21 protein-coding genes and 1 pseudogene are annotated in these 19,883 nt (G+C 63.9%); 11 read left to right on the top strand and 11 right to left on the bottom strand.

What is annotated here, in order from left to right; translation table 11 throughout:
• The 4 genes from G8O24_RS26130 to G8O24_RS26115 form a co-directional block, all read right to left on the bottom strand.
• Complete coding sequence (locus tag G8O24_RS26130) at window positions 1-840, bottom strand: ABC transporter permease (protein WP_188104398.1); 840 nt, start codon at window positions 838-840, stop codon at window positions 1-3.
• Entirely contained in the window at window positions 837-1,808 is a 972-nt protein-coding gene (locus G8O24_RS26125) for an ABC transporter permease (protein ID WP_188104396.1), read from the bottom strand. Before G8O24_RS26125 ends, G8O24_RS26130 begins: the two co-directional genes overlap by 4 nt.
• Before the next feature lie 207 nt (window positions 1,809-2,015).
• The gene (locus tag G8O24_RS26120) at window positions 2,016-3,566 is read right to left on the bottom strand and encodes an ABC transporter substrate-binding protein (protein WP_188104395.1); all 1,551 of its coding nucleotides are present in this window, start codon (window positions 3,564-3,566) and stop codon (window positions 2,016-2,018) included.
• Window positions 3,567-3,944: 378 nt separating this feature from the next.
• Complete coding sequence (locus G8O24_RS26115; protein ID WP_188104393.1) at window positions 3,945-4,256, bottom strand: hypothetical protein; 312 nt, start codon at window positions 4,254-4,256, stop codon at window positions 3,945-3,947.
• Window positions 4,257-4,419: 163 nt separating this feature from the next.
• Here G8O24_RS26115 and irr point away from each other — a divergent pair, with 163 nt between their 5' ends.
• The 3 genes from irr to G8O24_RS26100 all read left to right on the top strand — a co-directional run bounded on the left by irr (window position 4,420) and on the right by G8O24_RS26100 (window position 5,808).
• Window positions 4,420-4,890: a Fur family transcriptional regulator Irr gene (gene irr, locus G8O24_RS26110; RefSeq protein ID WP_188104391.1), complete on the top strand. Its 471-nt coding sequence runs from the start codon at window positions 4,420-4,422 to the stop codon at window positions 4,888-4,890.
• Between the two features lie 79 nt (window positions 4,891-4,969).
• Window positions 4,970-5,356 carry an alpha/beta fold hydrolase gene (locus tag G8O24_RS26105; RefSeq protein ID WP_188104389.1) on the top strand — a complete coding sequence of 129 codons (387 nt, stop codon included), beginning with the start codon at window positions 4,970-4,972 and terminating at the stop codon, window positions 5,354-5,356.
• Window positions 5,356-5,808: an alpha/beta fold hydrolase gene (locus G8O24_RS26100; protein ID WP_188104387.1), complete on the top strand. Its 453-nt coding sequence runs from the start codon at window positions 5,356-5,358 to the stop codon at window positions 5,806-5,808. Before G8O24_RS26105 ends, G8O24_RS26100 begins: the two co-directional genes overlap by 1 nt.
• A gap of 33 nt (window positions 5,809-5,841) precedes the next feature.
• Here the strand turns inward: G8O24_RS26100 and G8O24_RS26095 are convergent.
• Window positions 5,842-6,612: pseudogene (locus G8O24_RS26095) on the bottom strand (winged helix-turn-helix domain-containing protein); the annotation flags it as partial.
• A gap of 132 nt (window positions 6,613-6,744) precedes the next feature.
• On the opposite strand from G8O24_RS26095, the gene mddA reads away from it, so the two are divergent.
• Together mddA and G8O24_RS26085 are read left to right on the top strand one after the other, a co-directional pair.
• Window positions 6,745-7,533 (top strand): methanethiol S-methyltransferase, encoded by a 789-nt coding sequence (mddA, locus tag G8O24_RS26090; RefSeq protein ID WP_188104385.1) that lies wholly within the window; start codon window positions 6,745-6,747, stop codon window positions 7,531-7,533.
• Window positions 7,534-7,629: 96 nt separating this feature from the next.
• Window positions 7,630-8,052, top strand: a complete 423-nt coding sequence (locus tag G8O24_RS26085; protein ID WP_188104383.1) for a GFA family protein — start codon at window positions 7,630-7,632, stop codon at window positions 8,050-8,052.
• 119 nt (window positions 8,053-8,171) lie between these two features.
• Here G8O24_RS26085 and G8O24_RS26080 read toward each other — a convergent pair whose 3' ends face one another.
• On the bottom strand, window positions 8,172-8,579 hold the full coding sequence (locus G8O24_RS26080) for a BA14K family protein (protein WP_188104381.1): 408 nt from the start codon (window positions 8,577-8,579) through the stop codon (window positions 8,172-8,174).
• 352 nt (window positions 8,580-8,931) lie between these two features.
• Here G8O24_RS26080 and G8O24_RS26075 point away from each other — a divergent pair, with 352 nt between their 5' ends.
• On the top strand, window positions 8,932-10,188 hold the full coding sequence (locus G8O24_RS26075) for an aminopeptidase (RefSeq protein ID WP_188104379.1): 1,257 nt from the start codon (window positions 8,932-8,934) through the stop codon (window positions 10,186-10,188).
• A 12-nt stretch (window positions 10,189-10,200) separates the two neighbouring features.
• Here the strand turns inward: G8O24_RS26075 and G8O24_RS26070 are convergent, their stop codons facing one another.
• On the bottom strand, window positions 10,201-10,755 hold the full coding sequence (locus tag G8O24_RS26070; protein ID WP_188104378.1) for a Clp protease/crotonase-like domain-containing protein: 555 nt from the start codon (window positions 10,753-10,755) through the stop codon (window positions 10,201-10,203).
• A gap of 237 nt (window positions 10,756-10,992) precedes the next feature.
• Here G8O24_RS26070 and G8O24_RS26065 point away from each other — a divergent pair, with 237 nt between their 5' ends.
• Window positions 10,993-11,448, top strand: a complete 456-nt coding sequence (locus tag G8O24_RS26065) for a cupin domain-containing protein (RefSeq protein WP_188104376.1) — start codon at window positions 10,993-10,995, stop codon at window positions 11,446-11,448.
• 84 nt (window positions 11,449-11,532) lie between these two features.
• Here the strand turns inward: G8O24_RS26065 and G8O24_RS26060 are convergent, their stop codons facing one another.
• From G8O24_RS26060 to G8O24_RS26045, 4 genes are all read right to left on the bottom strand, one after another.
• Window positions 11,533-12,585, bottom strand: coding sequence for an amidohydrolase family protein (locus tag G8O24_RS26060; RefSeq protein WP_188104374.1), 1,053 nt, complete (start codon window positions 12,583-12,585; stop codon window positions 11,533-11,535).
• A 207-nt stretch (window positions 12,586-12,792) separates the two neighbouring features.
• Window positions 12,793-13,608, bottom strand: a complete 816-nt coding sequence (locus G8O24_RS26055) for an MBL fold metallo-hydrolase (protein ID WP_188104372.1) — start codon at window positions 13,606-13,608, stop codon at window positions 12,793-12,795.
• A gap of 92 nt (window positions 13,609-13,700) precedes the next feature.
• Window positions 13,701-15,227 carry a permease gene (locus G8O24_RS26050; RefSeq protein ID WP_188104370.1) on the bottom strand — a complete coding sequence of 509 codons (1,527 nt, stop codon included), beginning with the start codon at window positions 15,225-15,227 and terminating at the stop codon, window positions 13,701-13,703.
• Window positions 15,224-15,973 carry an ABC transporter ATP-binding protein gene (locus G8O24_RS26045; RefSeq protein ID WP_188104460.1) on the bottom strand — a complete coding sequence of 250 codons (750 nt, stop codon included), beginning with the start codon at window positions 15,971-15,973 and terminating at the stop codon, window positions 15,224-15,226. The genes G8O24_RS26050 and G8O24_RS26045 overlap by 4 nt, the downstream gene beginning before the upstream one ends.
• Window positions 15,974-16,243: 270 nt before the next feature.
• On the opposite strand from G8O24_RS26045, the gene G8O24_RS26040 reads away from it, so the two are divergent.
• The 4 genes from G8O24_RS26040 to G8O24_RS26025 are packed head-to-tail and all read left to right on the top strand — an operon-like array spanning window position 16,244 to window position 19,823.
• Window positions 16,244-17,119, top strand: coding sequence for a branched-chain amino acid ABC transporter permease (locus G8O24_RS26040; RefSeq protein ID WP_188104368.1), 876 nt, complete (start codon window positions 16,244-16,246; stop codon window positions 17,117-17,119).
• A gap of 4 nt (window positions 17,120-17,123) precedes the next feature.
• Complete coding sequence (locus tag G8O24_RS26035) at window positions 17,124-18,275, top strand: branched-chain amino acid ABC transporter permease (RefSeq protein WP_188104366.1); 1,152 nt, start codon at window positions 17,124-17,126, stop codon at window positions 18,273-18,275.
• Window positions 18,272-19,030, top strand: coding sequence for an ABC transporter ATP-binding protein (locus tag G8O24_RS26030; RefSeq protein ID WP_188104364.1), 759 nt, complete (start codon window positions 18,272-18,274; stop codon window positions 19,028-19,030). The genes G8O24_RS26035 and G8O24_RS26030 overlap by 4 nt, the downstream gene beginning before the upstream one ends.
• Window positions 19,031-19,034: 4 nt before the next feature.
• Window positions 19,035-19,823: an ABC transporter ATP-binding protein gene (locus G8O24_RS26025; RefSeq protein ID WP_188104362.1), complete on the top strand. Its 789-nt coding sequence runs from the start codon at window positions 19,035-19,037 to the stop codon at window positions 19,821-19,823.
• The last annotated feature ends 60 nt before the right edge of the window (window positions 19,824-19,883 follow it).

Raw genomic sequence — 19,883 nt, 5'->3', positions numbered from 1 at the left:
TCAGCGTCCCTCCCGCGACAGGCGCGGATTGAGCGCGTCATTGAGGCCTTCGCCGATCAGGTTCAGCCCGAGCACGGAGATCAGGATGGCGACGCCGGGAAACACGGTGATCCACCAGGCCTGCCGGATCACGGTACGGCCGGCGCCGACCATGTAGCCCCAGGAGATCAGATTGGGGTCGCCGAGGCCTAGGAAGGAGAGCGAGGATTCCAGCAGGATCGCGGTCGCCACCATGAGCGAGGCGAGCACGATGACCGGCGACAGTGCGTTGGGCAGGATCTCGCGCAGGATGATCCAGCTGTTGCTCTGGCCCGTGACAACCGCCGCCTGGACATATTCGCGCGTGCGCAGCGACAGCACTTCGCCGCGCACGAGGCGCGCGACCGGCGGCCAGCTCACCACCGCGATCGAGGCGACGATCGAATAGATCGAGGGCTGCAGGATCGCCACCAGCACGATCGCCAGCGCAAAGCTTGGAATGGTCTGGAAGAATTCGGTGAAGCGCATCAGGGCGTCGTCGACCTTGCCGCCGAAATAGCCGGCCATGGCGCCGATCGGGACGCCAACCACCAGTGCGACCAGCGTCGAGACGAGGCCTACCAGCAAGGAGACGCGCGCGCCAAAAATCATGCCGGCGAACACGTCGCGGCCGAGCGCGTCGGTGCCGAGGGGCACGGTCGAAAGCGTGAAGGGCGGCAGGAACGGCCGCTGCACCATGCGCCAGGGCGAATTCGGGAACAGCAGCGGCCCGAACACCGCGACCGAGATCGCGAGCAGCAGGATGATGATCCCGATGACGCCGCTCGGGCTCCTCAGCATGGATTTCCAGAACTGTTTCATGCGGCGAATTCAATGCGTGGGTCGACCAGGCGATAGACGAGGTCGGTGATGAGGTTGAAGATCAGCACCATGACCGAGCAGGTCACGAAGACACCGAGCAGGAGATTGTAGTCGCGCTGCAGCAGGGCGTCGTACATCAGCCGCCCGATGCCGGGCCAGGCGAACACCGTCTCGGTGATGACGGCGCCGCCGATCAGCGTGCCGGCATGGACGCCGGCGAGCGTCACGACGGGAAGCAGCGCGTTGCGCAGCACATGCCGGCGCTGGATCACGGCGTCGGAGAGGCCCTTGGCGCGCGCGGTCTTGACGAAGTCGAGCCGCTTCACTTCCAGCATCGAGGCGCGCGTCATCCGGGTGTAGGTTGCCATGAAGAACAGGCCGAGCGTCATCGCCGGCATGATCAGATGTTTTGCGACGTCGACCACATGGGCAAAACCGGTGAGGTTGGCGCCGACGGTCTCGTAGCCGAAGCTCGGCAGCCAATCGACCGTGACCGAGAACAGCAGGATTCCCATCAGGGCCACCCAGAAGATCGGCATGGCGTAGAAGATCAACGCAAAGATGGTGATGCCGGTGTCGAGGAACGTCCCGGCAAAGCGGGCGGCGAAGGTGCCAAAGGCAATTCCGAGCACGAGCGAGATCGCGAATGCGGTCAGCGTCAACAACAGCGTGGCCGGCAACCGTTCCGCGATCAGCTTGGCCACCGGCGCCTGCTGGCGGAAGGAGAAGCCAAGGTCGAGGGTCGCGATGCCCTTGACGTAGATGAAGAGCTGCTCGGGCACCGGCTTGTCGAGGCCGAACTTCTCCCTGAGCTGCTGGACGAAGACTTGATCGCTGGCGCCGGCCTCACCCGCCATCACGACCGCGGGGTCGCCGGGCGCCAGCCGGATCAGGAAGAAATTGAGAACGACGATCGCAAGCAGGACGACCACGCCCTTGACGACACGCTGAGCGACGAAGGAGAGCATATTAGGGAGTCATCTTGGTGACGTGACCTGTAGCCACAGAGACGGTGCGCCTCCCTCGCCTTGCTTGCGGGGAGAGGGTTGGGGTGAGGGGGAGTCTCCGCAGGGGTGCTGGCAGTTGGTCTCGCGGAGACTCCCCCTCACCCGAATATGCGCCTTGCGCATATTCGACCTCTCCCCGCAAGCGGGGAGAGGTGAAAGAACGGCTCCTCACTTGTCGAGCCATGCGTCCTTGAAGCCGTCATTGACCCCGATCCCCGTCGTGATCAGGTTCTTGACCTTGCAGCGCATGATGGTCGGGAATTGCAGCTCGAGCATCCAGGCCACCGGCACGTCCTCGACCAGGATCTTCTGCGCCTTGTCGTAGATCTCCTTGCGCTTGGAGTCGGGCGTGGCAATCGCGCCGTCGGCGAACAGCTTGTCAATCTCGGGGTTGGAGTAACCCTCGACATTGTTGAACACCTGGCCCTTGGCGATGTTGCTGGAGATGTAGTTGCGGCCGACGCCCAGTGCGGGATCGCCGTACTGATAGAGGTAGGTGAAGGCGATGTCGTAATCCCAGTCGCCGATCTTCTGGTTGCCGCCGGCAACGTCGGTCGAGATGGTCTCGATGTTCATGCCGACGTCCGTCAGGTTCTGCTTCACGGCTTCACCCCAGCGCTGCCAGGTCTCGCCATAGGCGAGCGGCAAGAGGCGGATTTTCTCGCCCTTGTAGCCGGCCTCCTTCAGCAGCGCCTTGGCCTTGGCCGGATCGTACGGATATTTCTTCACGTCGTCGGTATAGTATTTGATCGCCGAGGACGAAGGGCCGGTCGCAACCTTGCCGAGCCCGTTCCAGATCACGTCCTTGGCGAAATCGCGATCGACCGCGTACATGATCGCCTGCCGCACCCGCTTGTCCGCCAGCGGCCCCTGACGGTTGTTCAGCCACAGCCAGGCCAGCGGCGAGAAGAACTCCCAGCCGGCGCCCGTGACGCAGGTATCCTTCAGCTTGGACAGCCGCGGCACGTCGAAGTTCTCGACCGAGCCGCCGGGCAGCACGTCGACCTTGCCGGTCTCGTAGGCGACCGAGCGAGCCGCGGCGTCGGGGATGATCTGCCAGTAGATTTCGTCGATATAGGGCTTGCCCTTCTCGTAATAGTTCGGATTCTTGACCAGCCGGATGAACGAGCCCTTCTGCCATTCCTTGAACATGAAAGGGCCGGTGCCCACGGGCGCGTTGTTGTAGGGGTTGGTCTTCCAGTCGGTGCCCTCATAGAGATGTTTCGGCACGATCGGCATCGAGCCGACCTCGAAAATGCCGAGGAACGGGCCGAACGGCTGCTTCAGCGTGAACACCACCGTATAGTCGTCGGGCGCCTCGATCTTGTCGACCTGCGCCAAATTGGTGCGGGCGCGCGCGTGCGTCTGCTTCAGCATCTCCATCGAGAACAGCACGTCGGCGGCGGTGAAGGGCTTGCCGTCGTGCCAGGTCACGCCCTTGCGGAGCTTGAACGTGTAGGTCTTGGCGTCCTCGCTGACCGTCCAGCTCTCGGCGAGCTCCGGAAGCGGCTCCAGCTTGGGGCTGTAGCGCAGCAAACCCTCGAAGATGTTGCCCGACACCATCTGGGTCGGACCGTTCTGGATCATCGCAAGCATCAGGCCGGGCGGCTCGGGCTGGATCACCGCGTTGATCACGCCCCCCGTCTTCGGCTCTTGCGCCAGCGCTGAGGCCGAAAGGCCGCAAGCCAGGAGGAGACCAAGCAACACTCGTTTCGACATGTCGTATCTTTCTCAAGCGCGACCGGCCGCAAACGTTTCGTCGCGTCCCCGCGCGCGAAACGACGGCCGGCCCATCCCAGTCCCCATCCGGAGGTGAGGCTCACAGGTCCCGTTCCGCGCCGCAAGATGAAAGTCTCGACAGTATCCGCACAAAAAATGTACAGCCCGTCCTGTTTTTCCTTGATCATTGTGCTGTCACCGACGGGCGCTCGCGGCCGTTCGCAGGTCTGCTCGACGAGGCGCAGGAGACCGGGCTCGAAACTGCCCAAAGTCGCGCCTGCGGCCAAATGCGCCAAGGCGTCGTTTCGAGATTCTGAAAGACCGACTGGTCGGTTCCGGCGAGGGGAAAATCCAATCCACACCAAAGCCAGATCGTCTCTAGGGGGCTTTCAGCGCCTGTCGCAGTTCGTCGACCGCGTCGGCGAGCAGCTTGCGATGCGCGATGTCGTCCTTCGGGATCGCGGCAACGCTCGCCGCGAGCTCGCGCAGAATGCCGGCGAGCAACCCGAAATTGAGGTGCAGATGCACGGACTTGCGCACGTCCTCGGCTCCGGGGTGCTCGAGGATGAGCGCCACGCCGCTGCCGTCGAGCCGCGCCTCGAACCGCGATGAATGCTCGAAGGTGCCGGCGTAGAACTTGTCAGGGTATTCGAGCGCGATTTCCGCCCTGTCGGGAATGGGTTTTGACATGCTGGCCTCGTCGTATGCCAACATTTTGGCAGAACCGAGCGGCTGCGCCTTGCGATAGGTCAGAGGCGGGCGCCGGAAAATTTGATCCGGATCAAAGCGGGTTCGATGCATTTGCGATCCGATTGCTGGACGCGCAGCGACAGGCGCGCGGAGACGATTGGCATTGGACATCCTCGCGAGCCTTCCCGAAGCGGATTTGGACGATTTCGCTGCGACAGCCGCGGACGAAGCGGGGGCCCGTTGCGCCCGGTTGCTTGGCGATGCCGGCCTGCGGCCTACGCGGCACCGCCTGGCACTCGGCAAAATGCTGCTGCTGGGCCCTCATCGTCATGTCACCGCCGAGAGCCTGTACGAGGAGGCCCTGGCCGCCAATCTGCGACTGTCGCTCGCCACCGTCTACAACACGCTGAACCAGTTCACCGAAGCCGGCCTGCTGCGCCGGATCGCGGCTGACGGCATCAAATCGTTCTTCGATACCGACACGTCGGTCCATCCGCACTTCTATCTGGAGGACGAGGATGTGCTGGTCGACCTCGCCGGCGGCCTCCCCTTCAGCAAGGTGCCGGACGCACTGCCCGGCCACGAGATCGCGCGGCTCGATGTCATCGTCCATCTGCGCCGCAAGCGATCATAACTCGGCTTGGCCGTAGCGCCGTCCTGCGCGGCGTGCCAGACTGGTTCGCGATCATGAACGAGAACCAGAGCAAGTCAGCATGAGTGATCAGGTCTTTCCCGGTCCGGCGCTTCGTCCCCTTCAGCTGCAACTGGGCGCGCAGACTCTCGCGGGCTATGAGAGCGCCGGCACGGGTCGTCCGATCCTGCTGGTCCACGGCAATTCCTCCTCGTCGCGAATCTGGCAGAAGCAGTTGCAGGGGCCGCTTGGCGCCAAATACCGCGTGATCGCGATCGACCTGCCCGGCCATGGCGCCTCGTCGCCGGCGCCCCATCCGGAGACCGATTATTCCGGCCATGGGTATGCCGCGGCGATCGCGGCCGCTGCCCGCGCGCTCGATCTTGCGAGCGCCATCGTGGTCGGCTGGAGCCTCGGCGGCCATGCGGTGCTGAATGCAGCGGCGTCGCTGCCGATGGCGGCGGGCTGATGATCTTCGGGACGCCGCCGATCGGCAGCGGGCCTGCGGGCTTTGCCGGCTTCAAGAACCTGTCGCCCACAGCCTTCACGGCCGCGCCGACCGAGGCGCAGATCGAGGAATGGATGCACACGGCTTTTGCGCCCGGCTACGCGCCGATCCCCGCTTTCGTGCTGGAGGATTTCCGCAGGACCGACGGCAATGCGCGCGCATGCCTCGGCGCCGTCGCGCAAAGCGGCGGCCTTGCCGACGAAACCGAGATCGTGCGCAATCTGAAGATTCCGATCGCGATCGTGCAGGGCGCGGAAGAGCAGATCGTCGATCTCGGCTATCTCCAGCGCCTGGCCGCGCCGACCTTGTGGCGCGGTGCGGTTCAGGTTGTGGAGGGCGCCGGCCACTCCACGCAATGGGAGAGGCCGGAGGCCTTCAACGCGCTGCTCGACGCGTTTGCGTCGGGTGCGTGACGGCGGTCAATCCCGCACGTCCGCGTCTGTCCAGCGGAAATTTTCCGCTGCATGGATTTGCGGTTCGATCGCCGCGACGATCCGCTCGGTGATCTCGTCCTGCACGGCGAAGACGTCGTTGAGCTCGCGGTCGTAGCGCTCCGCCCAGAGATGGCCGCCGGTGGTGGCGTCGTTGAGCTGCGCGGTGATGCGCACGCGGTTATCCACCTTGCGGACGCTGCCCTCGACGATGTAGCGGACGCCGAGCTCCTCGGCGATCTGCTTGATGTGGACGGCGCGTCCCTTGTAGGTGAAGGACGAGTTGCGGGCGATCACGACGAACCAGCGCTGCTTCGACAGGGCGGTGAGGATGTCCTCGCTGATTCCGTCGCCGAAATAGTCCTGGGTCGGGTCGCCGCTCATGTTGTCGAAGGCGAGCACCGCAATGCCCGGCCGGTTGGTTGCGCCGCGCGCCGACCCCGGCGCGGCTTCGGTCGACGCCGGCTTTGCTGCCGCTTCTTCCCGGACCTCGCCGACGAAGCGAAAGCCCTTGCGCGGGATCGTCTTGATCAGCTTCTGCGTCGCGCCGTCGTCGCCGAGCGCCTTGCGTGCGGCATTGATCCGGCTGTTCAGCGCTGAATCCGAGATGATGCGGTCGCTCCAGATCCGGCTGATCAAATCGCTCTTGCTGACGACGCGGGCGCGCTCCGCGACGAGGTAGAGCAGCAGATCGAACACCTGCGGCTGCAGCGGCACGCTCGTCCCGGCGCAGGTCAATTCGCGCAGGTTCCCGTCGAGCACGTTGTTTTCGAAGATAAATCGCACGTTTCCGTCGTCTCAAGCGAAAATCAAAGTCGTCTCAGGCGAAAATCAATCGTCTGCGAAAGTCTTCCGTCCTTCGGTTCGGCATGGTGCAGCGACAGACAGTGCCGATGCTTCGGCACAATGGAGCTTTCCATGACCCAACTCGATCATCAGATTCATTCGATCAATCCCGAGGCTGCGGGCTCGCGCCTGTTCAAGCTCATCGCCTTTCTTTACGGAATTGCTGCGTATCTCGTGTTTTTCGTTACAATCGTCTACGCCATCGGATTCGTGATGGGGCTCGTGGTGCCGAAGACCATCGACACCGGGGCCAACACGCCGGCCACTGAGGCCGTGATCATCAATCTCCTGCTGATGACGCTGTTCGCCGTTCAACACAGCGTGATGGCGCGCCGGGGGTTCAAGGCGTGGTGGACGCAATTGATCCCCAAGCCGGTCGAGCGTTCGACCTATGTGCTGTTCGCGAGCCTGTCATTGCTCCTCCTGTTCTGGCAGTGGCGTCCATTGCCCACGGTCATATGGAACGTTGCCAACCCGGATCTTGCCGTGACGTTGATCACGTTGTCGCTCGCGGGCTGGGTGCTGGTGTTCACCTCGACCTTCATCATCAATCATTTCGAGTTGTTCGGATTGCATCAGGTGACCAATCATCTCGTCGGCAAGCAGGCCGCGCCGCCGCGATTCAGGACCCCGCTGCTCTACAAATTCGTCCGCCATCCGATCTATCTCGGCTTCATCATCGCCTTCTGGGCGGCACCGACCATGACCGCAGGCCATCTGCTGTTCGCGGCCGTGACCACGGCCTACATCTTCGTCGGCATCGCGCTGGAGGAGCATGATCTCGTCGATCTCTTCGGCGACGAATATCGGCAGTACAAACAACGTGTGTCGATGCTTATTCCCTGGCGGAGATCGGTGTAACCTTCGCGTGCCTCCGCCGCGTCCATCGAAAGGAGGATGCGGCACCGAGGCACGGGGGAAATGCCAACTCACAAAGACTCACAAACGGAGATGACGATGACACATGTCGGGAATTGTTTCTGCGGCGCGGTCGCAATCGAGGTCACGGGGGAACCGGAGGCGATGGGATATTGCCACTGCCGGTCCTGCCGCTCGTGGTCCGGCGGTCCGGTCAATGCGTTCAGCCTGTGGAAGCCCGAGGCCGTGCGTGTGACCGCGGGCGCCGAGCATATCGCGACCTACGCCAAGACGCCGGGCACCCAGCGACAATTCTGCAGGAAATGTGGCGGCCATCTCATGTCCAGTCATCCGGAGCTCGGGATGATGGATGTCTTCAGCGCCACGATTCCGACGCTCAAATTCACGCCTGGCGTCCACATCAACTACGCGGAGACGGTCCTGCCGATGCGCGACGGTCTGCCCAAGCTGAAGGATTTTCCCGCCGAGTTCGGCGGCAGCGGCGAAATGCTGCGGGAATAGGGGCTACGCCGACGCGTTGACGCAAATCCACCCTGTCCCGGCGAGGGAACAGGGTGGATGAAGCTTCGGCAGAACGTGATCAAGTGCCCAGGCCGGCCGCTCTCGCCGCGGCCATCGCGTTAGGGGCAGGGATGGCGCCGGCCGTCATTGCCGAGATACAGGCCCGTATTCGGATTGTAGGATTTGTAGCGCTGCATGCAGTACTGGATGTCGCCTTCTGGCGGCGGTCCGTAGGCCGCTTGCGGCGGTGGATAGGCCGGCCCGTCATAGTAAGGCGAACCGTAGTAATAAGGCGCAGCAACCGCGCCGCCGATGATCGCGCCGGCCGCGAGCCCGCCGACGAACGCGCCGCCACCCCAGCCCCAGCCCCGACGTCCGTACCAGCGCACCTGCTCGACCTGACCGGGCGTCGCCTGCGCCATGGCGAGCGGCTGGCCGAGCGGCGCCGCCGATGCCGCGGTCAATGTCGCAGCCGACAGGCTCGCCAGCAGACAAGCTCCCGCGACCAGGCGAAACGATTTCAACATTGTGGTCTCCTCGTCATGCGGCGGCCCTGCGCGCCGCATGCAAAGTGATAGTGCAACTGCCGAGGTGCGCTGAATTAAAGTTTTGACAGGATGATGTGATGGGATGCCGATGCTGCATTCCGGCCATATGCGGCGGCCAGAATTCGTCGTGCCGGGTTCGATGTCCTCACTTCACCGAAAAATGACCTGCACCATGCGCCGTCACTGGCCGGTCGGGCGCTGAATCGGCAACGCGTTGAAAACCAAGATGCGTGAAACTCCGTATCTTTCAGGTCCTGCAAGACGCTCGCATACTTGTGTCTCATGATGTTACACTTATGTTGAATAACAGACTTTCGGCAGAGGACCCGGCATGACCGATCACCGCAATACTTCCACGCCCATCGATCCCGTGAAACTCGACCGGCTGGCCGAGGTGGCGGTGAAGGTGGGGCTGGGCTTGCGGCCGGGACAGGATCTTCTCCTGACGGCGCCCGCAATCGCGCTGCCGCTGGTGCGGCGTATCGCCGTGCACGCCTACAAGGCCGGTGCCGGCATCGTGACGCCCATCCTCTCCGACGAGGAGATGACGCTGGCGCGCTATCGCTATGGCCACGACAGCAGCTTCGATCGTGCCGCCGGCTGGCTCTATGAGGGCATGGCGAAGGCGTTCTCCGACAACACCGCGCGTCTTGCCATCGTCGGCGACAACCCGATGCTGCTCTCCGGCGAAGATGCTTCGAAAGTGGCGCGCGCCAGCAAGGCCAATTCGATGGCCTATCAGCCCGCGCTGGAGAAAATCGTCAATTTCGACACCAACTGGAACATCATCGCTTATCCGAGCGCGTCCTGGGCGAAGCAGGTCTTCCCTGATGATCCCGAAGAGGTCGCGGTCGGCAAGCTCGCGGATGCGATCTTCGCGGCGTCCCGCGTCGATCGCGAGGACGCCACGGCCAATTGGGCCAGCCACAATGCGGTGCTGCGCGAGCGCACCAACTGGCTCAACGGCCAGCGCTTCCGCGCGCTGCAATATTCGGGTCCCGGCACCGACCTCACCATCGGGCTTGCCGACGGCCATGAATGGGAAGGCGGCGCCTCGCTCTCCAAGAACGGCATCAGCTGCAACGCCAACATCCCGACCGAAGAGGTCTTCACCACGCCGCATTGCCGGCGGGTCTACGGCCACGTCGTGAGCTCGAAGCCGCTGTCGTACCAGGGCACGCTGATCGACAATATCGCGGTGCGCTTCGAGGACGGCAAGATCGTCGATGCCAAGGCCTCCCGCGGCGCCGAGGTGCTGAGCAAGGTGCTGGACACCGACGAGGGCGCACGTCGCCTCGGGGAAGTGGCGCTGGTGCCGCATTCTTCGCCGATCTCGCAGAGCGGGCTGTTGTTCTACAACACGCTGTTCGACGAGAACGCGGCCTCGCACATCGCGCTCGGCCAGTGCTATTCGAAGTGCTTCATCAACGGCGCGCAGCTCACCCCGCAGCAGATTGCAGCGCAAGGCGGCAACCAGAGCCTGATCCATATCGACTGGATGATCGGCTCGGCCGAGACCGACATCGACGGCATCCTGGCCGACGGCAGCAAGGTGCCGGTGTTCCGCAAGGGCGAGTGGGCGAAGTAGGCCCTTCGCGCCTCACGCCGCCGCGTTGCGCAGCGTCGGGTTGTTGTCGATGCTGAAACGGTTGAACAGGGTCGTGAACGGGCTGCCGTCGGTGGCCCGCACGATGGCGTCCGACGCCGCGACGGCGTCGTAGAGCGCGCCGACCGGATCGTCCGGCTCCGGCAGATCGAGGCGCGCGCGGATTTCCTCCCTCGCCTCGTTGACGTCGTCCTCGTCCTCGAGTGTTGCTTCCAGCGCATCTGCCGCGCGCCGCATTTCCGCGAGATCGCCGCCGGCGGAGAATTTGAGGATGTCGAGCCAATAGGGGCGGGCGACGACGAGCTGGACGAACGCGTCAAAACTCCCGGCGATGATCCCGGCCCGGCCTTCCGATGAGACGTAGAGCACATCCTGTGACGGCAGCAGCACGAAGGCGCCGCCCGAGCTGTCGCTGCCGACCTGCCGGGGGCTGTCGAGGCCGTCGATTGTGAACCAGGGTTCGTCGTCCGCGGCGAACGAGACATCGAGACCGCCGAGCCAGGCGACGACCTCGCTGTCGGCTGTCAGAACCTCTGGGGTCAGGGGCATCGATCGGGCTCCTTCTGGGTCGTCTCGCGCACTTTGTCGCACCCCCGAAAAGACGGGTTCATGTGCGCGAATTTGCAGGGAAATCCTGACGTTATCGGCTTCGCATCTGCAACTTGCGGCTGATTGTCGGGGCCTGCGTAAGGAAGAATTAAAAACCGGCTACTAGCGTTCCCAACATCTTTCGAAACAATCCGGGATTAAGCCCGGTTAATTATATTATACCTCTCGGGGAAGCAGATGTCGCGGGCATTGATTGAAATCGGTAGTTGCAATGTGGATCTGGAGCTGCGGCCGATCGAGCCGGCCTGGATCATCGAGGGTAACCCGGTCTCGCGTTCGCACATCCTCTCGACCAGCTCGGACGGCACGTCCTCGACCATCATTTGGTCCTGCACCGAAGGCCGCTTCAACTGGTACTATGATTTCGACGAGACGATCATGATCCTGGAAGGATCGATCGTACTGGAAAGCGACGGGCTTCAGCCGAAGCGCTACGGCGTTGGCGACGTCATCTTCTTCCGCGACGGCGCGCATGCCAAATGGCATGTCGAAGGCCACGTCAAGAAGATCGCCTTTTGCCGCAAGACCAATCCGGCGGTCATTGGCTTCATGGTCCGCGTCATCAACAAGCTGAAGCGGATGTTGCTGTCGGCCGGCGAACGCCGCCCCGCGAGCCTCATGGGTGCCGGCTAACAGTATTGATCGAGTTTCAAGGACGCTTCCCAGCGGCCACGACGGGAGAGGGGGCGGGACCAACATCCCGGCCCCTCTTTTGCGTCATGACGGCAATTCGAGCCGGTAGAACTCGGTCGCAGTCTGCGAGAACAGCGCAGTTTTCTCCGCCTCGCTCAACGGTGCTGCGATGCGTTTGAAGGCGTTGAAGATCACCTGGTAGCTGCACTGGCCCTTGTCCGGCGGGAAATTGCTCTCGAACATCGCCCGCTTCGCGCCGAACGCTTCGATGCAGGTTTCGACATAAGGCTTCCACGCTGCGGCGAGTTCCTCGGATGACGGCGGCCTTTCGCGCAGATGAAAGTCGTAGCCGAGCAGGCACATCGCGAGCCCGCCGAGCTTCACCACGACGTTCTCGCAACGCGCGATCTGCCGGATCGCGGCGCGCCACTGCGCAAACACCTCTTCGCGCCGTCCTGCGAAGCGGCCGACCCCGGCCGGACCGCCGCAATGGTCGAGCACGATCCTGGTGTCGGGGAAGGCGCGGGCGAGTTCAGTCAGCTCGCCGATCTGCGGATGAAACAGCCAGGCATCGAAGCTGAGGCCAAGCGGCGCAAGGCAGGCAAAGCCCTTGCGGAAGGTCGGATCCTGCAACAGCCCCTTCGGCCGGGTCGCATACATGCCGGCAACGATCGGATCTTCGTCCCAGGCCGAGGAATGCCTGATACCCCGGAAGCGGCCGTTGCCGGCGGCAATCTCCGCCTCCAGCACGGGCCTGGCCGCATCGCCGAGCAGCAGGTTCACATGGCTGACGATGCCGGCGCAGATCGCAGCCTTGCCGTAACCGCCGCTCGCGCTCATCGCGGCCACGCCATTGGCGAACTCGACCTCGCCGACGGGCCGAAACGCCTCTGGCCCGTGCGCGCGGTACATCGAGCGGCAATCGACATAGACGGTGGCGATGATGTTGTGCCCTGAGGCGATGTCGGCTGCCATCTCCTCGATAAGATAGCGATGGCCGCGATTCCAGAGGTGATGATGCGGATCGACGATCGGTCGGGAGGGATCGATGATCTCTTCCCGATGTTGCGCGAGCCAGTCCTCGCGCGGTTCGACGAAGAGCCCGCTGGTGTTTGCGGGCAGACCGCTTGCAGCCATCGAAATTCGCTCCCTGATGTTTTTTATGGCGGGAGCCTAGCACCTCGTCTCGTCACGCAGCAGTGCGCCTTGCGCAACCGCGCCCTCCGTCGCGAGCGCAGGGGGGCGTCAGTTCTGCCGCCGTGTCGCCCGTACATCGACCACCAGCTGCCAATCGGTCGACGTGACCGGCTCGACCTCACGGCTTGCGCGGGGACAGATCGATCCTCAGACCCCGTCGAGAATGATCACCGTCGGCGTCGATGGCAGGGTGTCCCGCGACATCCGCAAGGAGTGCTCGGTGCGGCGGTCGATCTCGAACTGCTTGCCGATGCGCTGCATGAACTCGTCGAGCGGGGTGGCGAAGCGATGCATCGGCAGCACCACGGAGGCGCGCAGCCGCTTGGTAATCTCCGAGACGCCGTCCAGCGACATGGTGTAGGTGCCGTCGATCGGCACCATCACGATGTCGAGCCGGCCGATCTGGGCGAAATGGCTGTCGTCCAGCTTGTGGTGGAGATGGCCGAGGTGTCCGATGCAGAGGCCAGCGACCTCGAAGATGAAGATCGAGTTGCCATCGCGGATCATGTCGGCGCCGGAATCGTCGCCGAAATAGCGGCGGATGTCGGTCGTGACGTTGCGGATGAAGGTGTCGCCGATCCGTTCCGACACGATCGCCGGCTTGCCGTCCTCGCCCCAGCCATGCAGCACGTGGGGAATGCGCTTGTCGGGATTGAGCGAATAATGGGTGCTGTGCGCCCGGTTCATGGTGACGACGTCGGGCAGCCTGCCGACCTGGTAGGCGCCGCTATAGTCGGTCGCGATGCGCACGCCGCCCGGCGTGTCGATGAAATAGGTGGAGTGGCCGGCATAGGTGATCTCGACCTCGGGCGCGGCAGCGGCTTGCCGGAAGGCGACGGGTGTGATGCGAGGCGCAGCGTTGGCCATTGCCAGGCATTCGCTGCGCTGGGGCGGCTGCTGGGCCAGGGCAGGCGAGAGACACGCGCTCAACAGCGCAAAGGCCGCCGAAATGAATCGCCGCATATCCAGTCCCCAATGATCTTCAGGGAAAGTCTAGCGTGCAACGCAGCGGGTCGCCAACGGGATGCGATCAACAGCGCGTCAGTGTCGCACTTTTACCCACGTCTCGGGCTGAACTTCCAGGTCATCGCCACCAGGCCCGCGGTGATCAGGCCGCTGACGATGCCGGCGGTCGGCAACGTGAGCAGCAGCGCGGCGGTCGCGGCCCAGCCGATCGAGGAGAAGGCTTCGGCGAAGGTCGCGAGCCTGGACGAGGTCTGCCGGCGCCGGAATTGGCTGCGCCGGGCCTGGACTCGGAACCAGAGCTGGATCGCGGTGGCGGAGGTCGCACTGATGATGATCGTGGCGGCTGTGATCGCGGCCTGGAACGGCGAGGCGAAAACCAGCGCCGCAACCAGCGGGCTGAAAATCACGGCGATCGCGATCAGCACCACCTCGATCTTGGCGCGGATGACGCTGGACGGTGTCAGCGGCGCGGTCGCGACCAGATCAGGGGCGTCCTCGCCCGAGATCGTCAGCCAGGCGAGCCCGCCGGCGAGCTGGCCTGCGGCCATCACGATGACGGGCGTGATCAGCGTCAGTGCCGCGGAGCTGTCGCCAAAACTGCGCCATAGCAGCAGCGCCGGCGGCACCAGATAGAGCAACTGCATCAGCGTTTGCGAGATCAGCCAGGGGTCGCGACAGAGCAGCACGAACTCCTTGCGGCGGAGTGCCTGCTGTCGCGAGCCGCCGCGGAACGGACGCTCCTTGGCGCGCTTGCGGCTGGATGTGCCATAGGCGGCAGCATCGATCGCGGTGTCGGCGAAGCGGCCCGAGAAGATCGCCATGACGCATCCGAGCAGCGCCAGCCCCAGCGCGAGGAGCAGCAGCAGCGCCTCGCTGTCGCCCATGGCCGCCCGCGCCGGCCACCACCAGATGCTGTCGACATCGGGTGCGTGCGCGGCGAGGGTACCCGAGGTCAGGATGGTGAAGCGCGACAGCGTGCCGTAGGAGATGATCGCCGCGACCTGAAGCGCGATCACGAAGCCCGCGCCGATGATCGCGGCCAGGATCTGGGCCACGAAGCGTGTCCGCGCCGGGCCGATCAGGCGAAACAGGAGAATGGTGACGGCAATCGCGATCGCCGCCGCCGACAGCCCCATGGCGACGACCACGCCGAACGCTGCCAGCCACCGCGCGCCGCCGCCGATGACAAGCACGTCGATGAAGGGCGTTGAAAACAGCAGCGCCATCGCCGTGACGGTGAGCGCGATGGCGGCGATGCGTACCGAGAACAGATTGGCCAGCGTTGCCGGCGAGGACATGATGAGGTCGAGATCGGCGCGCGCGTAGAACACCCGCGTGACGGATTCGATTGCCTGCGACAGCATGAGCGTCCAGGCCAGAAAGATCGTCGCCGAGATCACGATCAGCGAGGATTTGTCGAGCGGCAGTTGCAGATCGGCGAAGCGGCCGATCACCGCCCAGGCCGGCACGTGCAGGAGCGCGGCGAAGAACAATAGGCCGATTACGGCAGCGCGGGCGCGCTGGCGCCTGCCGCCGGTCATCATGGCAAACCATTCGCGCCAGGCGAGCCTGAGCTCGTGACGGGCAAACCACGAAAGCGCGGTCGCCGAGATCATGCGGCGTCCTGCAGCGTCACCAGGGCGATGAAGAGGTCTTCCAGGCTGGTGTCGGCATGGCCGTTCTGCTGGCGCAGCTCCGTCAGCGTGCCCTCGGCGACGAGACGGCCTGCGGCGATCACGCCGATGCGGTCGGACATGCGCTCGGCGACCTCGAGGATATGTGTCGTCATGATGACGGTGCAGCCGGCGCGGACGCGATCGCCCAGCAATCCCTTCACATGACGGGCCGAGACGGCATCGAGGCCGGTCAGCGGTTCGTCGAGGATGATGAGGCGGGGGTCGTGCACCAGCGCGCCGGCGAGCGCGACCTTCTGGCGCATGCCCTTGGAGAAGCCTTCGCAGCGTTCGTGCCGGTGCGGCGCGAGCCCGAGTGATGTCAAGAGTTCCTCGGCGACCGGCTTCGAGACGGCGGGCGCGATACCCCAGAGTCCGGCGACGAATTCGAGATATTCGAGCGGGGTGAGCTTGTCATAGATCATGGGCTCGTCGGACACCCAGGCCATCGCCTGTTTGGCTGCCACAGGGTTTTGGAGCGCATCGATGCCGAAGATGGAGACGTGGCCCGCGTCGGGCCTGAGCAGACCTGCGACCATGCGCAAAGTGGTTGTCTTGCCTGCGCCATTGGGGCCGACCAACGCATAGAATTCGCCGGCATGGATGGTGAGATCGAGATTATCGACCGCCAAACGGTCAAAACGCTTCGTTAACCCTCGGACTTCCAGCGCCGAGCTGTCCGGCTTCATGACGGCCACACTATCTGGTTTTGCATCGGTCGCGACCATGACCGGAAGACGTTTCGGCACGGTGAATCGCGCTGCCGCAAATTCCGGCATCCACCTTGGACCAAAGGCAAGCCATCCTGAAAGTCACCGTTTGTTGACAGCGCTTGGCGGTTCAGGCTGAATTGGCGCCGGGACAAATGCCGCGCGCGGTGCACCCACTGCGTAGCGGCTGGACACAAGATACGGCAAGGCGGTCGTTAGAACCGCTGGTTGTATCGGGAGGACGCGGCGATGCTGGATTTCGTTCAGCAGCTGGTCAGCGGTGTTGCACTCGGCTGTGTCTACGGCCTGATCGCGCTCGGCTTCGTGCTCGTCTACAAGGCCACCGAGGTCGTCAATTTCGCGCAAGGCGATCTGATGATGCTGGGCGGTTTCTTTGCCTTCACCTTCATCGGCATGATGGGTCTGAACTACTGGATCGGCTTTGCCGGCGCGGTGGCCGCCATGGCGCTGTTCGGCATGCTGGCGGAGCGGATCGTGGTGCGGCCGATCCTCGGTTATCCGCAATTCTCCATTATCATGGCCACCATCGGCCTCGGCTATTTCCTGCGCTCGGTCGCCGGCATGATCTGGGGCACCGACGATTTCAAGATCGAGACGCCGTTCAGCCAGGGCGTGCTGCGCGTCGGCTCGCTGGTGCTCGCCCATGACAAGCTCTCGGTGATCGCGGCGACGATCATCCTGTGCACGCTGCTCTGGCTGTTCTTCAACAAGACCACGCTCGGCACCGCGATGCGCGCCAGCTCGGAGAACATGCTGGCGGCCTACTACATGGGGATTCCGGTCAAGCGCGTGGTGTCGATCGTCTGGGCGATCAGCGCGGCGGTCGCGACCTGCGCCGGCGTCCTGCTGGCGCCGATCACCTTCATTCATTCCAACGTCGGTCTCGTGCTTGGTCTCAAGGCGTTTCCCGCCGCGGTGCTCGGCGGCTTCGGCTCGATCCCCGGCGCGGTCGTCGGAGGCGTGTTGATCGGCGTGATCGAAAGCATGGCCGGGTTCTATCTGCCCGAGGGCTGGAAGGACGTCGCGCCCTACATCGTGCTGCTGGTCGTGCTGCTGTTGAAGCCCGAGGGCCTGTTCGGCCTTCACGCCCGCAAGAAGGTCTGAACGCATGCGCTTCCTGTTCAAGACCGACTATGAGGACGACATCAGGCTGTTCCCGCATTCGGGCTACGTCGTTTCCTATGGTCTGCTGCTCGCGGTGCTGCTGATCGCACCTTACCTGCTCTCCAGCTATCTGATGAGCCAGCTCGTCTTCGTCTGCATCTACGCGACCGTGGGTGTGGCGCTGCTGATCCTGACCGGCTTCACCGGGCAGGCCTCGCTCGGACACGCCGCGTTCCTTGCGATCGGCGCCTACACGGCCGCGTACCTGCAGAAGTACAATGTGCCGTTCCCGGTCTATTTCCTCGCTGCTGGCGCGCTGACCGGCTGCATCGGCGCGCTGGTCGGCTTTCCCGCGCTGCGATTGCAGGGCATCTACCTCGTCATCGCCACCATCTCCTTCGCCTTCATCGTCGAGGAGATCCTGGCGCGCTGGGAGAGCGTCACCAACGGCAATGAGGGCATGCGCGTCAAGGCGCTGTCACTGCTCGGCGTGACGGTCTCGCGCGACAGCCCGACCTTCTATTTCCTCTGCCTTGCGGTGCTGGTGCTGACCATCGTCGGTACGCTCAATCTGCTGCGCTCACCGACGGGCCGTGCCTTCGTCGCGATCCGCGATTCCGAGACGGCCGCGCGCAGCATGGGCGTCAACGTCGCGCTCTACAAGGTGAAGTCGTTCGCGATCTCGGCGGCGATCACCGGCTTTGCCGGCGTGCTGTTCGCGCACAAGCTCTCCTTCATCTCGCCGGAGATGTTCACGCTCCAGCTGTCGATCGAGTTCATCATCGTGATCCTGATCGGCGGCACCTTCAGCCTCCACGGCGCCGTGCTGGGCGCGATCTTCATCGTGATGATCGACCCGTTCCTGACCTACCTCAAGGACGACATGCCCGGCATCATCGCCGGCATTGCCGCGACGTTCGGCGCAGGCGCTGCGACCGCGGCCAATATCCAATCGAAAGTGGCGGCCTTCGCCGCGCTCAACGGGCTGAAGGGCGCGATCTACGGCATCATCATCGTCCTGTTCGTGCTGTTCGAGCCGCTCGGCCTCTACGGCCGCTGGCTGAAGATCAAGCTCTTCTTCCAGCTGTTCCCGCTCTACAAGCGCGCCACCTTCAAGCGGCAGAAGATCTACGTGAAGTCGGAGCGGAACCGATGACCTATTTCCGCGCCGAGAACCTGTCCTTGCACTTTGGCGGCCTCAAGGCCGTCGATGCGGTGTCCTTTGCGGTCGAAAGGGGCGAGATCCTCTCGATCATCGGCCCCAACGGCGCCGGCAAGAGTTCGATCTTCAACCTGATCTCGCGGATCTACCGCCCGACCTCGGGCCGTATCTTCTTCGAGGACCAGGACATCACCGAGCAGCCGCCCTACGACATCGCAAAACTCGGCATCGCCCGCACCTTCCAGAACATCGAGCTGTTCGAGAATGCGACGGTGCTGTCCAACCTGCTGGTCGGGCGTCACCGGCATTCCACCACGCAGCTCTGGCAGGAGTTGCTGTTCCTACCGAGCGTACGCGCCAACGAGAAGCTGCACCGACGCCGGGTCGAGCAGGTCATCGAGTTCCTCGACCTCGAGCCCTATCGCGACAAGCTGATCTCGGGTCTTCCTTACGGCGTGCGCAAGGTGATCGAGCTGGCGCGTGCGCTGTGCTCGGAGCCGAAGCTGATCCTGCTCGACGAGCCTTCCTCCGGCCTCAATGTCGAGGAGACCGACGACATGTCGTTCTGGATCCGCGACATGAAGAGCGAGCTCGGCGTCACCGTGCTGATGGTCGAGCACGACATGTCGCTGGTCAATCGCGTCTCCGATCGCGTCATCGCGCTGAACTACGGCCGGGTGCTGGCGATGGGCTCGCCGTCCGAGGTGCAGCAGCATCCCGACGTCGTCGCCGCGTATCTAGGAGCCTGACGCGATGGATGCGACGGCGGCGCCCGATATCATCTTGAAACTCTCCAACATCGAGAGCTACTACGGGCCGATCATGGCGATCCGGGGCATCTCGCTCGAGGTGCCGCGCGGCCGCATCGTCACGCTGCTGGGCGCCAACGGCGCCGGCAAGACGACGGTGCTGAAGACCATCTCCGGCATTCTCGATCCGCAGAAAGGCTCGATCGAGTTCATGGGCAGGCCGATCCAGCGCATGGAGGCGGACAGGATCGTCCGTCTCGGCCTTAGCCATGTGCCCGAGGGACGTGAGGTGTTCCCGTTCCTCTCGGTGCGCGAGAACCTGATGATGGGCGCCTATCCGCGCCGCGATCGCGACGGCGTGACGGAAGATCTGGAGCGGGTCTACGGCTATTTCCCGCGGCTGAAGGAGCGCATCGACCAGCCGGCCGGCCAGCTCTCCGGCGGCGAGCAGCAGATGCTCGCGATCGGACGCGCGCTGATGAACCGGCCGACGCTGCTGCTGCTCGATGAGCCCTCGCTCGGCCTGTCGCCGCTGCTGGTGAAGGAGATTTTCACGATCATCCGCCGCGTCAACGAGGAGCAGGGCATGTCGATCCTGCTGGTCGAGCAGAATGCGCGGGTGGCGCTGGAGACGGCGCATTACGGCTATGTGCTGGAGATCGGTCGCGTCGTCATGAACGACAGCTGCGACCGCCTGATGCATTCGCAGGACATCCAGGAATTCTACCTCGGCGCCAAGGAGGCCGGCGCGCGGGGCGAACGGCGCTGGAAAAAGAAGAAGACTTGGAGATGAGAACTTGGAGATGAGAACTTGGCGGCGAGAGTTTCGGCGATGAACCATTAGGGGCGACAA

This window comes from Bradyrhizobium campsiandrae, from assembly GCF_014529705.1.
GTDB classification, from domain to species: Bacteria; Pseudomonadota; Alphaproteobacteria; order Rhizobiales; family Xanthobacteraceae; genus Bradyrhizobium; species Bradyrhizobium campsiandrae.
The sequence above is the reverse complement of the archived record's forward strand: the minus strand, read 5'-3'. Positions and strand labels throughout refer to the sequence as shown.

Excerpts from the sequence above, each read along its gene's own strand:
- G8O24_RS26130 (WP_188104398.1), bottom strand. The coding sequence starts at position 840 with ATGAAACAGTTCTGGAAATCCATGCTGAGGAGCCCGAGCGGCGTCATC.
- G8O24_RS26125 (WP_188104396.1), bottom strand. The coding sequence starts at position 1,808 with ATGCTCTCCTTCGTCGCTCAGCGTGTCGTCAAGGGCGTGGTCGTCCTG.
- G8O24_RS26120 (WP_188104395.1), bottom strand. The coding sequence starts at position 3,566 with ATGTCGAAACGAGTGTTGCTTGGTCTCCTCCTGGCTTGCGGCCTTTCG.
- G8O24_RS26115 (WP_188104393.1), bottom strand. The coding sequence starts at position 4,256 with ATGTCAAAACCCATTCCCGACAGGGCGGAAATCGCGCTCGAATACCCT.
- G8O24_RS26105 (WP_188104389.1), top strand. The coding sequence starts at position 4,970 with ATGAGTGATCAGGTCTTTCCCGGTCCGGCGCTTCGTCCCCTTCAGCTG.
- G8O24_RS26100 (WP_188104387.1), top strand. The coding sequence starts at position 5,356 with ATGATCTTCGGGACGCCGCCGATCGGCAGCGGGCCTGCGGGCTTTGCC.
- mddA (WP_188104385.1), top strand. The coding sequence starts at position 6,745 with ATGACCCAACTCGATCATCAGATTCATTCGATCAATCCCGAGGCTGCG.
- G8O24_RS26085 (WP_188104383.1), top strand. The coding sequence starts at position 7,630 with ATGACACATGTCGGGAATTGTTTCTGCGGCGCGGTCGCAATCGAGGTC.
- G8O24_RS26080 (WP_188104381.1), bottom strand. The coding sequence starts at position 8,579 with ATGTTGAAATCGTTTCGCCTGGTCGCGGGAGCTTGTCTGCTGGCGAGC.
- G8O24_RS26075 (WP_188104379.1), top strand. The coding sequence starts at position 8,932 with ATGACCGATCACCGCAATACTTCCACGCCCATCGATCCCGTGAAACTC.
- G8O24_RS26070 (WP_188104378.1), bottom strand. The coding sequence starts at position 10,755 with ATGCCCCTGACCCCAGAGGTTCTGACAGCCGACAGCGAGGTCGTCGCC.
- G8O24_RS26065 (WP_188104376.1), top strand. The coding sequence starts at position 10,993 with ATGTCGCGGGCATTGATTGAAATCGGTAGTTGCAATGTGGATCTGGAG.
- G8O24_RS26060 (WP_188104374.1), bottom strand. The coding sequence starts at position 12,585 with ATGGCTGCAAGCGGTCTGCCCGCAAACACCAGCGGGCTCTTCGTCGAA.
- G8O24_RS26055 (WP_188104372.1), bottom strand. The coding sequence starts at position 13,608 with ATGCGGCGATTCATTTCGGCGGCCTTTGCGCTGTTGAGCGCGTGTCTC.
- G8O24_RS26050 (WP_188104370.1), bottom strand. The coding sequence starts at position 15,227 with ATGATCTCGGCGACCGCGCTTTCGTGGTTTGCCCGTCACGAGCTCAGG.
- G8O24_RS26045 (WP_188104460.1), bottom strand. The coding sequence starts at position 15,973 with ATGAAGCCGGACAGCTCGGCGCTGGAAGTCCGAGGGTTAACGAAGCGT.
- G8O24_RS26040 (WP_188104368.1), top strand. The coding sequence starts at position 16,244 with ATGCTGGATTTCGTTCAGCAGCTGGTCAGCGGTGTTGCACTCGGCTGT.
- G8O24_RS26035 (WP_188104366.1), top strand. The coding sequence starts at position 17,124 with ATGCGCTTCCTGTTCAAGACCGACTATGAGGACGACATCAGGCTGTTC.
- G8O24_RS26030 (WP_188104364.1), top strand. The coding sequence starts at position 18,272 with ATGACCTATTTCCGCGCCGAGAACCTGTCCTTGCACTTTGGCGGCCTC.
- G8O24_RS26025 (WP_188104362.1), top strand. The coding sequence starts at position 19,035 with ATGGATGCGACGGCGGCGCCCGATATCATCTTGAAACTCTCCAACATC.